This window comes from Hyalangium gracile, from assembly GCF_020103725.1.
Classification (GTDB): domain Bacteria; phylum Myxococcota; class Myxococcia; order Myxococcales; family Myxococcaceae; genus Hyalangium; species Hyalangium gracile.
The window spans coordinates 318097-331301 of sequence record NZ_JAHXBG010000003.1 but is presented as its reverse complement, the minus strand read 5'-3'; the positions used below and the strand labels follow the sequence as shown (position 1 = coordinate 331301).

The following is a 13205-nucleotide window of genomic DNA, read 5'->3' as shown; positions in this document are numbered from 1 at the left end:
GAGGAATCGAGCGTGGCCTTCGTGAGTGACGTCTCCGCGCGAGGGGAGCGGAGATGAGCGAGCTTCCTCTCACGCTCTCCCTCGTGCTGCGTCGCGCGGCCCGGATCGGCGGCGCCAGGCCGGTGGTCACCGCCCGGCCGGAGGGAGGGGAGCGGCGCACGTGGGCGCAGGTGACGGAGCGCGCGCTGCGCCTGTGCGGTGCGCTGAGGCGGCTCGGGGTTCGCCCGGGGGAGCGGGTGGCCACCTTCGGGTGGAACCACCACCAGCATCTGGAGCTGCTCCTGGGAGTGCCCCTGCTGGGGGCCATCGTCCACCCCATCAACGTCCGCCTCCATCCGGACGACGTGGTGCACGTGTCGCGCGAGGCCGAGGACGCGGTGGTGTTCGTGGATGCCTCGCTCACGCCGGTGCTGGCGGAGCTGCGGAGCCGGCTCGGCCACGTCCGCCACTGGGTGGTGATGGGCGAGGAGGCCGAGGTGGCTCCTGCCTTCGCGGGAGCGCCCCGCTACGAGGAGCTGCTCGCGGCCGAGGCGCCCCTCGAGAACCTCCCCGAGGTGGATGAGCGCACGCCCGCGAGCCTCTGCTACACCAGCGGGACGACGGGCCGGCCGCAAGGCGTGGAGTACTCGCACCGCTCGCTCGTGCTGCATGCCATGGGCGCGCTGATGGTGGACTCCATGGCCGTGTCGGAGCGCGACGTGGTGCTCCCCCTGGCGCCCTTCTTCCATGCCAACGGGTGGGGGCTTCCGTACTCGGCGGCCTTCGCGGGCGCGGCGCTGGTGCTGCCAGGGCCGAGGCTCGACGCGGGCTCCGTGGCCCGCCTCATCGAGCGGGAGCGCGTCACCCTGGCCGCCGCGGTGCCCACCGTGTGGAACGCCTTCGAGCCGGTGCTGCGCGAGGGCAAGCACGAGCTGTCCTCTCTGCGGCGCATCCTGTGTGGAGGAGCGCCCCTGCCCATGCGCACCATCCAGCGCTTCGCCGAGCACGGCATCTCGTTCCTGCACGCCTGGGGCATGACGGAGCTGGGGCCGAGCGGGACGATGGCGCGGGCCCGGGAGGAGGGCTTTCCCGAGGAGCGGCTCGCACCGCTGGCGACGCAGGGCGCCGCCGTGCCGGGCATCGAGCTGCGGGTGGTGGACGGAGCGGGGCGCGAGCTGCCCTGGGACGGCACTTCCGTGGGAGAGCTGGAGACGCGGGGGCTCTGGGGGGCGAGCCGCTACTTCCGGGGCGCGGCGGGCGAGGAGCGCTTCCGGGACGGCTGGCTGCGCACGGGGGACGTGGCCACGCTCGACGCGCACGGCGCGCTGCGCATCGTGGACCGGACGAAGGACCTGGTGAAGTCCGGCGGCGAGTGGATCAGCTCGGTGGAGCTGGAGAACCACCTGATGGCCCACCCGGGAGTGAAGGAGGTGGCGGTCATCGCCGTGGCCCACGAGCACTGGGGCGAGCGTCCCGTGGCGGTGGTGGTCCGCCAGCCGGAGTCCCGCGTCTCCTTCGAGGAGCTGGTGGAGCACCTGCGTCCGAGGGTGGCGAGCTGGTGGCTGCCGGACGCGGCGCACTTCGTGGCGGAGCTGCCGAGGACAGCCACGGGCAAGGTGGACAAGAAGGTGCTGCGGCGCGAGTACGCACCTCGGGCCCCAGGACCACCCATCAGGGAGGGCTGACAGCGACCTACTGATGGAGTAGGGTGCTGGACGGTCATGAGCCGGCTGCCCCTCTCACCGCGAGGTCGTCCCTGATGGAGGTTCCTCGCTCGATGGATCTGCACCCCGCCTTCCTCCGGCCGGGGACGTCCGTGGGGCCGTGGCGCCTGGTGGGCAGGCGAGGCCGAGGCAGCCATGGCATCGTCTACCGCGCGGCGAAGGAGGGCCAGGAGCCCCCGGAGTTCGTCTCGCTGAAGATCGCGCTGACGGAGCTGGAGCCCCACTTCGAGCGCGAGGTGGCGCTGCTGTCCCGCCTCCACCACCCGGCCGTCCCCAGCCTGCGAGACAGCGGGGTGTGGCGCTCTCCGGGAGGCGTCCTCTATCCCTATATCGTCTTGGAGTGGGTAGAGGGGACGCCCCTCTATGACTGGGCCGCCGCGCACGAGCCCTCGTCGTGCCAGGTGGCCCGGCTGCTGGCGCAGGTGGCGGGGGCGCTCGCGGCCACGCACGTGGTGGGAGGGCTCCCCCTGGACATCCACGGAGACACCACGCTGGTGACGCGGGAGGGGGAGCGCGTGGTCCTGACGGGCCTGGGCGCGAGCCACCACGCCTACCGCAGCCCCGAGGCGTGGCAGCTCGCCCGGAGCCATGGCGGCCCTCCCCGGGTCCACGACGGCGCCCAGCCCAGGAGTGATGTCTTCGCGCTCGGAGTCATGGCCTACCGACTGGTCACGGCCCAGTACCCGCCACCCACGGATCCCAGCGTGGACGGCTCCGAGGTGTGGCACGGAGAGGGAGCGGAGCTCAGGCCTCCCCGGGAGCTCAACCCCCGGGTGTCTCCGCGACTCGATGCGCTGATCTTGAAGATGCTCGCGGTGGAGCCCGACGAGCGAGGCACGGCCCGGGAGCTGGCCGAGGCCCTGGAGGAGCTCGCGGAGAGCGAGGCGCCACGGGACACCCGCGCGAGCACTCCGCCGGCTCCCGCGCAGCCAGGCTCCTGGAAGGAGCCGTCCCGCGTCTCGAGGCGGACGCGCTGGGTGTGGCTGAGCCTGGCGGGAGCCGCGGTGGCGATGCCCCTGCTCACGAAGTCTCCCCCACCGGAGTTCGGCAACGAGGTGCTCCTGGACGCGCCGCTCATGGTGACAGCGGAGGGGCCCGACGCGGATCCGCGGGATGGCGGAAAGGTGGATCTGGGCGACGGCGTGCCCATCACCTCAGCGACCTTCGAGGCTCCCGTCCCCTACTGGGGCGGGGTGTTCAGCGCGGGCCTTCCCCTGGAGCCGCTGCCGGGCCAGCGGCGACCTCCCTGCCTGGGGACCCTGGAGATCCTGGGAGGCTGCTGGATGAAGCACGACGCGCTGCCCCCGGACTGCCCGGACTTCGCCTACGAGTGGAGGGGGGCCTGCTATGTCCCCATCCTCTCCACGCCGCGCCCGTCTAGCTCGGACCCGTAGTCGTCTCGATGGGGAACGGCCACACGTCCTTCTCCAGCTGCCGCGTGCGCTCCAGCAGCTTCTGGAAGCGGTCCGTGCCGTTGCGGCTGTCGAACCGGGCGGCGATCTCCTTCGCCTGGGTGTCCACCCAGCCATGGAGCTCGCGCGTGTCGTAGGTGCCCTGGCGCTGGTGCAGCGCGAAGGCCTTCGGCAGCCGCAGGCTCACCGTGTCGCGGCCCTCGGCCAGCAGACGGGACAGCAGGAACTCCGCCGCGGTGTGGAACGTGAAGCGATCCCGCCAGCTCGCATGGTCCAGCGCCCAGCCGAGGTGGTGCTCGAACAGCGTCAGCCCACGAGACAGGTTGCCCGTGAGCGCCAGGAACTCCACGTGCTCGCCCACGCAGGCCAGGAAGTCCCGGTTGCGAGAGATCATCGGGTAGCCGCGCAGGTGGCAGTCCCGCGCCTCCTCCAGCCGCCCGAGCTTGAGCAGCGGGTAGAGGACGCTGCCGTAGGTCAGGTGGGGGATCTCCGCGCAGCCGCTGCGGCCCTCGAGGATGGGACGGGCCTTCTCCAGCGCCTTCGTGTACTCGCCCAGGTCGATGTGGTGGTCGATCTCGTCGTCCAGGTCGCACGCGCGGCAGTCGGTGAGGAAGTCGCGCGGCGCGGAGATCCACTGGTCCCAGTACCGCTGGGTCGCGGCCTCGTCGCCCAGGTCCCTTGCCGTCTGGTAGCGCAGCTTGAGGACGGCGCGCTTGCCGGCATCCACCTTGGCGTACGTCTGCTCGATGTCGTCCAGCGCGTCGTGGATCTGCTTGAGGGTGATGTGCGGGAAGTCGTCCAGCCGGCCCACCACCCACTTCTGCTTCCACAGGAGCTGCTCCGCGTCGAAGCGCTCCGGGCTCTTCTTCGTCTGGGCGCGGCACCACGCGAAGGCCACCAGGGCCTTGTCCGGGAAGCCGCCGAAGGTGGCCGCGTCGATGAGCTCGTCCCGCAGCTCGAAGGCCAGCTCCAGGTCGCCGTGGGTGTCTGCCAGGCGCACCGCCTCCTCGAAGGCCATGACCTTGGCCTCGCCGTGTCGCAGGCGGGCGGCGCGATCCCTCAGCTCCTGCACCTGCTCACGCCAGTCCCGCGCGGTCAATGCATCCCTCCCCGGCCCGAGTCCTCTCCCCCACCGCCGTCCAGCCGCCCCGCGATGAGCCCCAGCAGGCCCTGGTTGAGCAGGGCCATCTCCATGGCGCTCAGCGGGCGGTGGCCGAGCAGCAGCGCCTGCACATACAGCATCTCCACCGACAGCTTCATCAGCTTGCGGTCCGCCACCCCCGCCAGCTTGCGCACCACCGGGTTGAGGAAGTTGAAGGTCAGCAGGGCCCGGTCGCCGCCCTGGGCGCCGGTGAGCATGCTGTCCATCATGGAGCCGTACAGGTCGTCGCTCTCCTCGCGGCTGCGCTCCACGTCGCGCCGGAAGGAGCCCTCCGCGTCCACGCTGTAGAGCGTGGGCACCTCCTTGGGACGGAACTTCTTCACCGCCACGTCGCAGCGGAACGGCTGGAGCGCCAGCTCGGCCTGCTTGATGAGCGGGAACACCTCCTCGCGCTCGTCCAGCGTCAGCTCGTCGAAGCTCTGCGGCAGCTCCGCCGCGGTGAAGGGCTCCACCTGCGAGTCCGGGAAGATGCGCGGCAGCTTCTCGATGAGGTCCGTGTCATAGGTGTACGCGGCATTCACCACGCACAGGCCCTGCGCCGCGGCCACCCGCGACACCTGCCGGAAGTCGTCCAGCGAGGAGACGTAGCGCACGGTGGGGTTGGAGCGGCGGTAGTCCACCAGCGTCATCATCCCCATGGACGTCTCGAAGGGCAGCCAGCCGATGACGAGCCGGTAGAAGTCATCGTCATCCAGCGCGAGCGCCTTCACCGACAGCCCGTGCAGGGAGATGAGGCGCTGCAGGGCGCGCGGGTCGTCCTTGGCCAGCTCGATGAGGTAGCGCCGCAGCGCCTGGCCCAGGGCCTGGCGGGCCTTGCCCAGCGTCTCGTTCTCGTAGAAGGACTCGCGGCTGGCGGTGGGGCGCAGTTCGTTGGCGTTCACCACGCACTTCACGAAGAAGGCCCAGTCCGGCAGCAGGTTCTCCGCGCTCTCGGACAGGAGCATGTTCTTCAGGTACACGCGGTGCTTCTGCTTCGCGTTGTAGTGCGGGCTGAAGGGCAGCACGAAGGCCACGCCCTCCACGTCTCCCGCGGGGGACTTCAGCGGGATGCAGTCGATGAAGTCCGAGCCGAACACCTCGCGCCCGTAGGCCAGCAGCGCCGCGCGCCGGTCTCCCGCGCTCTCGTACTTGCGGCGCCAGGGGGCTCCCTCGGTGTTGATGCGGCTCGTCCGGCCGTCGGCCGTGAGCAGGATGGGGAAGGGCAGCAGCCCGCCGTAGTGGAGGGCGAGCTGGCGCACCCGCTCGACGGTGAAGAACTCGGCCGCGTCCTGCCGGGCCACCAGGAAGACCTGGGTGCCCGGGCGCTCGAGCGGGTGCTCGGAGGGCCGCACGGAGTAGGTGCCGTCATGCCGGCCCCGCCACTCCATGGTCCGCCCGTCGCCCTTCACCGAGCGCGTCACCACGAGCAGCTCGTCGCACACCATGAAGCACGACAGCAGGCCGATGCCGAACTGGCCGATGAAGTCGTTGCGGCGCTCGGCCAGCGCCTCGCGCTTGGAGCTCTCGCCGATGGTGGCCAGGAAGCGGTGGATCTCCTCCTCCGTCAGGCCGATGCCGTCATCGCTGAAGAGCAGGGTAGGCAGCCCGCCGTCCTGCTTCTCGATGAGCTCCACCCGGACGGTGCCCTCGTGGCCGGGCTCCAGGAGCTGCCGGGCCCGGATGGCATCCGTGGCGTTCTGCAGCAGCTCCCGGACGTAGACGCCGGGGGAGCTGTACAGGTGGTGGGACAGGAGGTCGATGACCCCGCGGAGGTTGATCTGGAATCGGTGGTCCACGTCCCGGGCAGCGTAGCGCACCCGCTGCACTGACTGGCGGGTCAGATGCGGGGGTGGAGGCGGGGAGCCCAGCCGGCCGCACTCCACGTGCGCCTGCTCGGCCTCCTACTTCGCGGGGAGGAGGGCGTCCAGGGTGCGCTCGAGCTGCTCTCCGCGCAGCTCCATGTCCTTGGCGACGATGCGGCCCTGGGCATCCACCAGGACGGCGGAGGGGATGGACTGCACCTCGAAGGCCTTGGGCAGCGGTGACTCGAAGCTGGCCCCCGCGAAGACGTTGAGCCACGGCATCTTCCACTTCTCGCGGAACTGCCGCACCTGCTCCACCGAGCGGTCCAGGGAGACGCTCAGGATGGTGAAGCCTCCACGCCCCTGGAACCGCTCGAAGGCGGTGTGAAGCCGGGGGATCTCCTCCACGCAGGGCGCGCACCACACGGCCCAGAAGTCCACGAGGTAGAAGCGGCCCGCCAGGCTCTCGCGGGAGACGGTGCCCTGTCCGCCCAGCAGCTCGGCGGAGAAGGAGGGCGCGGGCTGGCCCTTGGTCACCTTGAGGTCCGTCCGGGTGGACGAGAGCATCATCCGCACCAGCGGGTTGCCTTGGGCGTAGGGCTTCAGCTCCTCGCTGAGCGCGGCGACCTGCGCGGTGTCTTCCGCCTTCTGGGCTCGCATCAGGAGGGCGACGAGAGCGCCGGCACGGACCTTCGGCTCCGGGTTGCGGTCGGCGAACTGCCGCAGCAGCCCCGGCTGGGACGCCTCGGCGGTGAGGCCCACCAGGCGCGGAGGCCCATGCGGCGAGAGCACCCAGCGAGGGCTGTCGATGGGCAGCAGCTGGAACAGCTCCGCCGCGAGCGCCTCGCCCTCCGCGCCCGGGTGATACGTCGCCGGCTCGTAGAAGGGCAGCCCCAGCAGGTCCAGCGCCGCGACCTGTCGCGTGAGCACGGACTTGCTGGAGTCCCGCGCGATGGCGAGCAGCTTCTTGGGGAAGTCGCCGTAGTCGAAGGACCGGACCTTGGGGTTGCCCCTGCGAGCGACGAAGGCCTGCTGGGCCTCCTGGCCTCGGTGGGCTGCCTCGGCGTGGAGTGCGTTGAGGGGGCCCAGCTCCTCGTGCGGAGCCTCGAAGACGGCGTGCAGCGGAGCTCCCTCGCCCTTCCGGGGCAGCTTCGCCGGCTCGAAGCGGATGCGGACCCGGCCCTCCTGCGTGCGGACCTTGCACTGGTAGTCGCCCCCCGAGTCGATCACATAGCCCTCCGCCTGGGTGCCGGGGACGGTGCTCCCGTCGGCCACCACTTCCGTGAGCTGGTAGGTGACGCTGTCTCCGGGAACCTCGCGCTCGAAGAGCCAGCTTCCATCCGGCTGGGGCACCATCGGCTCGGCGGCGCCCATGGCGTAGTCGTTCCAGCTCCCGATGACGGAGGGCTTCTCGAAGCGCTCCACGTAGCGGTAGGGCGCCAGGGTCGCCTGGAGCGACACGGCGGGCTCCTCGGGCGTCACCGGGATGAAGAGGCTCTGGGCGGGATAGCCCGGAGCCGCGAGCCACAGCAGGTAGTCGCCCGGGCCCGGCACCTCCAGCCAGAAGCTTCCGTCCGGCTGGACCTCCGAGGAGCGCAGAGGCTTGGCGATCTTCTCGTTGGGCTGGGTGAGGAAGACCTGGGCATAGGGCAGCGTGCCCTCCGTGCCCTTCACTTCGCCCGAGATGCCGGCCTTTCTCGCCGCGCAGGCGGGAAGCAGCAGCAGCAGGCACACGGCGAGGAACGCCGGGCTCGAGCGCACAGGGTGGTGCCTCGGTTGGGATGACAGGTTGCGGGTCTCGAGATGGCTCACCGAGTTTCTCCTCCGGGAAGCGCGCCCAGGCAGGGTGGTCGCCGAGCAGGCAGGCAAGCCATGTGCCCGTGTCCCCCACGCAGTGCGAGCCCGATAGGGATAGCACGCAGTGTGACATTCCGTCACGGCATGTATCAGCGGGGCGTCAGGATGTCCGAGCCGGCCTCACGTGCCGCGCCGGCCGCCGTGGCGGCGAGGGCCGACGGTGGAGCTGGCCTGCTGTCTGGCGATCAGAGCAGCTTGCCGGGGTTGAGGATGCCGAGCGGATCGAGCGCCGCCTTGATGGCCGTGTGGACCCGCGTCGTCTCGGGGCCGAGCTGCCGGGCCAGGTAGGGACGCTTGAGCAGGCCGACGCCATGCTCTCCGGTGATCGTCCCGCCCAGCTCGCCTACCACGAGGAGGATGTCGTCGAACGCCGCCTGGGCCCGCGCGACGGCATCCGGATCATTCCGATCGAAGACGAGGGTGGGGTGCATGTTCCCGTCACCGGCATGTCCGAAGGTGCCGATGAGCACGCCGCGCTGCTCGGCGATGCGCTCGACGGCCGCGAGCAGGTCCACGATGCGCGAGAGCGGGACGCCCACGTCATCCAGCAGTGTGCTCCCCTGTCTCTCCAGCGCGGGGTAGGCGAGGCGGCGCGCGCCCAGCAGCAGCTCCCCCTCGGCCTCGTCGGCGGACTGCGCGAGGAAGGTGGCTCCGGCGGCCTCGCAGGCCGCGGCCATCCGCGTGCACTCCGCGACGCCCTGGTCTCCTCCGGCATCGGAGCGCGCCAGCAGGAGCGCCGCGGCGTCGACGTCCAGCCCCATGGGACGGTGCGCCTCGACGGCGCGGACGGTCGCGCGGTCCATCAGCTCCAGGAGCGAGGGGCGGGTGCTGGCCATGATCTCCGTGACGGCCGCGCCGGCCGCGACGAGCGTCGGGAAGGAGGCCACCAGCGTCGTGGCGGGAGGCGGGCGTGGCCGGAGCCGCAGCGTGGCCTCGGTGATGATGCCCAGCGTGCCCTCGGAGCCGACGAACAGGTGGGTGAGATCGTAACCGGCCACGTTCTTGTGCGTGCGGCCGCCGGTGCGGACGACGGAGCCATCCGCGAGCACGGCCTCCAGGCCCAGCACGGAGTCTCCCGTCACGCCGTACTTCACGCAGCACAGGCCGCCCGCGTTGGTGGCGAGGTTGCCGCCGATGCTCGAGAACTCCCAGCTCGCGGGATCCGGCGCGTACCAGAGCCCCTGCTCGGCGGCGGCGGCCTTGACCGCGGCGTTGAGCACCCCGGGCTGGACGACGGCGAACAGCCCTCGGCGGTCCAGCTCGAGGATCCGGTTCATCCTCATGAGCGAGAGGACGATGCCGCCGTCCACGGCGTTGGCTCCGCCGGTCAGCCCCGACCCGGCGCCTCGGGCGACCACGGGAACCCGATGGGCGGAGGCGACCCGGAGCACGGCCTGGACTTCGCTCGTCGAGGCCGGGCGGACGAGGACGCGCGGAGTGCCTGCCACCGCCCACGAGGCCTGGTCCCGGCGATGCGCCTCGAGCACATCGGCGTCGGTGACGAGTCCAGCGGGTGGCAGCACGGCCGCGAGGTCACCCAACAGGTCCGCACTCATGCGCGTGGACCGTACCATGAGCGTTCGTCCCCTCTGGGGCCGCGGACGGCGTGTGCTGGGGAAAACCCCGAGAGCGGTCGAGCGATTTGCACTCGCCGTGACAGTTGACGCATGATGAAGGGACGCAGCCATGACGAACTTCTCCTCCCGCATCGAGCTCACCCAGCACCCGGCGACGTGCCGCGGTGCGGTCTCGCGCGTGCAGGGCTTCGTTCGCGTAGCGCTGGTAGCCGTGCTGCTCGTCGTTCACGGGAGCGGGCCACCGTTTTGACACCTGGTTGAATCACCCCACCCAGGCCGAAACGAAAAACCCCGCCCCGGAAACGGTGGCGGGGTTTTCGTTTTTCGGCGTCCTCAATCCACACGCGGTCCGCCGTGGAGGCGCAAATGACGAAACCTGGAGCAGGCCCGAAGGCCACACAGCCTGAAATGGAACCCGGTGCTCCGCTGGGAGCCCCCGCCCCGGAGCGCACCTCCGGCGCGGCCAGACGCACCGGCGCCGAGATCGTCTGGGACGTCCTCGCCAGCGAGGGCGTGGACGTCGTCTTTGGCTATCCGGGTGGGGCCATCATGCCCATCTACGATGCCATGCATCAGCGCTCGGCCCGCCACGTGCTCGTGCGCCACGAGCAGGCCGCGGCGCACATGGCGGACGGCTACGCGCGCGCCTCGGGGAAGGTGGGCGTGTGCCTGGCCACCTCGGGGCCGGGAGCGACCAACCTGGTGACGGGCATCGCCACGGCGATGCTGGACTCCTCGCCCATCGTCTGCATCACCGGGCAGGTCTCCTCCACGCTTCTCGGCAGCGACGCCTTCCAGGAGACGGACATCACCGGCGTCACCCTGCCCATCACCAAGCACAACTACCTCGTCACGCGCGTCGAGGACATCGCGCCCACCCTCCGTGAGGCGTTCTTCATCGCCCGCTCGGGGCGCCCCGGGCCCGTGCTGGTGGACATCACCAAGGACGCGCAGCAGGCCTCCACCGAGGACGACTGGCGGGCCCGGCCGGTGCGGCTGCCCGGCTACCGTCCCGAGCACCAACCCTCCGAGGATGAGCTGGCCCGCGCCGCCGAGCTCATCGCCGCCGCCGAGCGGCCCCTCATCCTCGCCGGCCATGGCGTGCTCAAGGCCGAGGCCGCGCCGCTGCTGATGGAGCTGGTGGAGAAGACCGGCATCCCCGTGGCCAGCACGCTGCTCGGCCTGGGCGGCTTCCCGGCGACCCACCCGCTCAGCCTCGGGATGATGGGCATGCACGGCGAGGCCTGGGTGAACACGTCCATCCAGGAGTCGGACCTCCTCATCGCCCTGGGGATGCGCTTCGACGACCGGGTGACGGGCAACCTGAAGACGTTCGCGCGCAAGGCCCGGAAGATCCACATCGAGATCGACCCGTCGGAGATCAACAAGAACGTCAAGGTGGACGTGGGGCTGGTGGGAGATCTACGCCGGACGCTGACCCGGCTGCTCCCGCGCATCCAGCGGCGCACCTGTACCCCGTGGATGGAGCACATCCGCGCGCTCAAGGGCGACTCGGCGGTGCGAGACATCCAGTACCTGCCGCACAACGGCCGGCTCTACGCCGCTCACGTCATCCATGACCTGTGGTGGCTGACGCAGGGCAAGGCGCTCATGGTCACCGACGTGGGCCAGCACCAGATGTGGGAGGCCCAGTACTACCGGCACGATCGCCCCCGGCAGCTCATCACCTCGGGAGGCCTGGGCACGATGGGCTTCGCGCTGCCGGCCGCGATTGGCGCGCGCTTCGCCCGGCCCGACGACGAGCTCTGGGTGGTGGTGGGGGACGGTGGCTTCCAGATGACGGCGGCCGAGCTGTCCACCTGCGCCCAGGAGGGCATCAAGGTCCACGTGGCCATCATCAACAACGGCTACCTGGGCATGGTGCGGCAGTGGCAGCAGTTCTTCTACGAGAACCGCTACAGCGCCACCGCGCTGCGCAACCCCGACTTCGTGAAGCTCGCCGAGGCGCACGGGCTGAACGGCCTGCGCGTCACCCGGCGAGAGGAGATTCCGGAGGCGGTGGCGCAGGCGCGAGCCCAGCCCGGCACCACCGTCATCGACTTCCGGGTGGAGCAGGAGGACATCGTCTACCCGATGGTGCCCGCGGGCGCGGACCTGGACGACATGATCCGCCGTCCTCCGTCCGGCAGCGCGCCCGGCGGGAGCTCTCCCTGGACCAGTGGAGCCGTCTGAGGAGCCCCGCCATGAACCCTTCCCGCCAACACACCTTCATCGCCCACGTCGAGGACCGGCCCGGCGTCCTCAACCGCGTCATCTCGCTCTTCCGGCGCCGGGCCTACAACATCGACTCGCTCACGGTGGCGCGCACCGAGCGCCCGGCCATCTCGCGCATCACGCTGGTGGTGGAGGCGGATGACCGCGAGGCGCGCCTGCTCGAGGCCAACCTCTACAAGCTCATCAACGTCCTCTACGTGGAGCAGGTGACGGACCAGGGGACGGTGGCGCGCGAGCTGGCGCTCATCAAGGTCCGGTCCGACGAGAAGACGCGCCCCAACGTGCTGCAGGTCTGCGAGGTGTTCCGGGCGCGGGCCATCGACGTGACGCCCGCCTCGGTGATGGTGGAGCTCACCGGCACGCCGGACAAGATCGACGGGCTCATCGAGCTGCTGCGCCCTCACGGAATCATCGAGCTGGTGCGCACCGGCGCCGTGGCGATGGCCCGCGGAGCCCAGTCCGCGCTCACGGACCTGCTCGACGCGAGGACCGACCCGCCGGAGCACACCGCCTGAGAGAGAAGTCATCCGAAGCCGCTGAAGAGAGGCAACACGTATGGACTGCAAGTACATCTGGATGAACGGGAAGATGATGGCCGGGGGCGAGGTGCAGATGCCCTTCATGACGCCCGCGGTGCATTACGGCATGGCGGTGTTCGAGGGCATCCGCTGCTACCGCGCGGTGAACGGCCCGGCGATCTTCCGCCTGCGCGAGCACATCGAGCGGCTCCACAAGTCGGCCGCGGTCCTGGGCTGGCGCGAGCTGCCCTTCACGGTGGGACAGCTCATCGAGGCCTGCCAGGAGACGGTCCACGCCAACGGCTTCGAGGAGTGCTACCTGCGCCCGCTCATCTACCTCGCGGGCGGAGGATGGAACCTCAACCTGGATGGCGGCCAGCCCCACGTGGGCATCGCCGTGTGGCCGTGGAACGCCTATCTCGGTCCCGAGGCCGCCGAGCGCGGCGTGCGGGCCAACGTCTCCTCGTACACGCGCCACCACCCCAACGTGGCGATGACCAAGGCGAAGATCGCCGGCAACTATCCGAACTCGTTCCTCGCCAAGACGGAGTCCGTCCGGCTGGGCTTCGACGAGGCCATCATGATGGACGCCCAGGGGCTGGTGGCCGAGTGCACGGGCGCCAACCTCTTCATCATCAAGGGCAACCGGCTGATGACGCCGCCCGAGGCGCAGATCCTCGAGGGCATCACCCGCGACACGGTGATGATCCTGGCGCGGGAGATGGGCCTGGAGGTGAGCGCGCAGCCGCTCTCGCGAGACCAGCTCTACATGGCTGACGAGGTCTTCGTCACCGGGACCGCCGCGGAGATCGTCGGCATGCGCGAGATCGACTTCCGCACCATCGGCAGCGGCCGCACGGGCCCCATCACCCGGAAGCTCCAGCAGGCCTATCAGTCGGCCGTGCGAGGCGAGCTGCCGCGCTCCGCCGAGTGGCTGACCTACGTGCCCGGCAAGTAGCG

The 13205-nt window shown here is 70.6% G+C and carries 10 protein-coding genes; 6 read left to right on the top strand and 4 right to left on the bottom strand.

Annotated elements, in window-relative coordinates:
• Positions 1-53 precede the first annotated feature (53 nt).
• Together KY572_RS08040 and KY572_RS08035 are read left to right on the top strand one after the other, a co-directional pair.
• On the top strand, positions 54-1664 hold the full coding sequence (locus KY572_RS08040; protein WP_224241921.1) for a long-chain fatty acid--CoA ligase: 1611 nt from the start codon (positions 54-56) through the stop codon (positions 1662-1664).
• A gap of 92 nt (positions 1665-1756) precedes the next feature.
• Positions 1757-3097, top strand: a complete 1341-nt coding sequence (locus KY572_RS08035; RefSeq protein WP_224241919.1) for a protein kinase domain-containing protein — start codon at positions 1757-1759, stop codon at positions 3095-3097.
• On the opposite strand, the gene KY572_RS08030 is transcribed toward KY572_RS08035, so the two are convergent.
• The 4 genes from KY572_RS08030 to KY572_RS08015 form a co-directional block, all read right to left on the bottom strand.
• The gene (locus KY572_RS08030) at positions 3081-4214 is read right to left on the bottom strand and encodes a hypothetical protein (RefSeq protein WP_224241917.1); all 1134 of its coding nucleotides are present in this window, start codon (positions 4212-4214) and stop codon (positions 3081-3083) included. The two genes, KY572_RS08035 and KY572_RS08030, sit on opposite strands and share 17 nt — an antisense overlap.
• Complete coding sequence (locus tag KY572_RS08025) at positions 4211-6052, bottom strand: HSP90 family protein (RefSeq protein WP_224242130.1); 1842 nt, start codon at positions 6050-6052, stop codon at positions 4211-4213. Before KY572_RS08025 ends, KY572_RS08030 begins: the two co-directional genes overlap by 4 nt.
• A gap of 105 nt (positions 6053-6157) precedes the next feature.
• On the bottom strand, positions 6158-7870 hold the full coding sequence (locus KY572_RS47720) for a thioredoxin-like domain-containing protein (protein WP_224241915.1): 1713 nt from the start codon (positions 7868-7870) through the stop codon (positions 6158-6160).
• Positions 7871-8100: 230 nt separating this feature from the next.
• Entirely contained in the window at positions 8101-9456 is a 1356-nt protein-coding gene (locus KY572_RS08015) for an FAD-binding oxidoreductase (protein WP_317987826.1), read from the bottom strand.
• Positions 9457-9601: 145 nt separating this feature from the next.
• On the opposite strand from KY572_RS08015, the gene KY572_RS08010 reads away from it, so the two are divergent.
• From KY572_RS08010 to KY572_RS07995, 4 genes are all read left to right on the top strand, one after another.
• Positions 9602-9742: a hypothetical protein gene (locus KY572_RS08010; protein ID WP_224241911.1), complete on the top strand. Its 141-nt coding sequence runs from the start codon at positions 9602-9604 to the stop codon at positions 9740-9742.
• Positions 9743-9900: 158 nt separating this feature from the next.
• The gene (gene ilvB, locus KY572_RS08005) at positions 9901-11685 is read left to right on the top strand and encodes a biosynthetic-type acetolactate synthase large subunit (RefSeq protein WP_224241909.1); all 1785 of its coding nucleotides are present in this window, start codon (positions 9901-9903) and stop codon (positions 11683-11685) included.
• An 11-nt stretch (positions 11686-11696) separates the two neighbouring features.
• Complete coding sequence (ilvN, locus tag KY572_RS08000) at positions 11697-12242, top strand: acetolactate synthase small subunit (protein ID WP_224241907.1); 546 nt, start codon at positions 11697-11699, stop codon at positions 12240-12242.
• Between the two features lie 40 nt (positions 12243-12282).
• Positions 12283-13203, top strand: coding sequence for a branched-chain amino acid transaminase (locus KY572_RS07995; RefSeq protein WP_224241905.1), 921 nt, complete (start codon positions 12283-12285; stop codon positions 13201-13203).
• The last annotated feature ends 2 nt before the right edge of the window (positions 13204-13205 follow it).

Bases quoted from the DNA above. Each gene is read 5' to 3' on its own strand.
- KY572_RS07995 (WP_224241905.1), top strand. From the start codon at position 12,283: ATGGACTGCAAGTACATCTGGATGAACGGGAAGATGATGGCCGGGGGC.
- ilvB (WP_224241909.1), top strand. From the start codon at position 9,901: ATGGAACCCGGTGCTCCGCTGGGAGCCCCCGCCCCGGAGCGCACCTCC.
- ilvN (WP_224241907.1), top strand. From the start codon at position 11,697: ATGAACCCTTCCCGCCAACACACCTTCATCGCCCACGTCGAGGACCGG.
- KY572_RS08010 (WP_224241911.1), top strand. From the start codon at position 9,602: ATGACGAACTTCTCCTCCCGCATCGAGCTCACCCAGCACCCGGCGACG.
- KY572_RS08035 (WP_224241919.1), top strand. From the start codon at position 1,757: ATGGATCTGCACCCCGCCTTCCTCCGGCCGGGGACGTCCGTGGGGCCG.
- KY572_RS08040 (WP_224241921.1), top strand. From the start codon at position 54: ATGAGCGAGCTTCCTCTCACGCTCTCCCTCGTGCTGCGTCGCGCGGCC.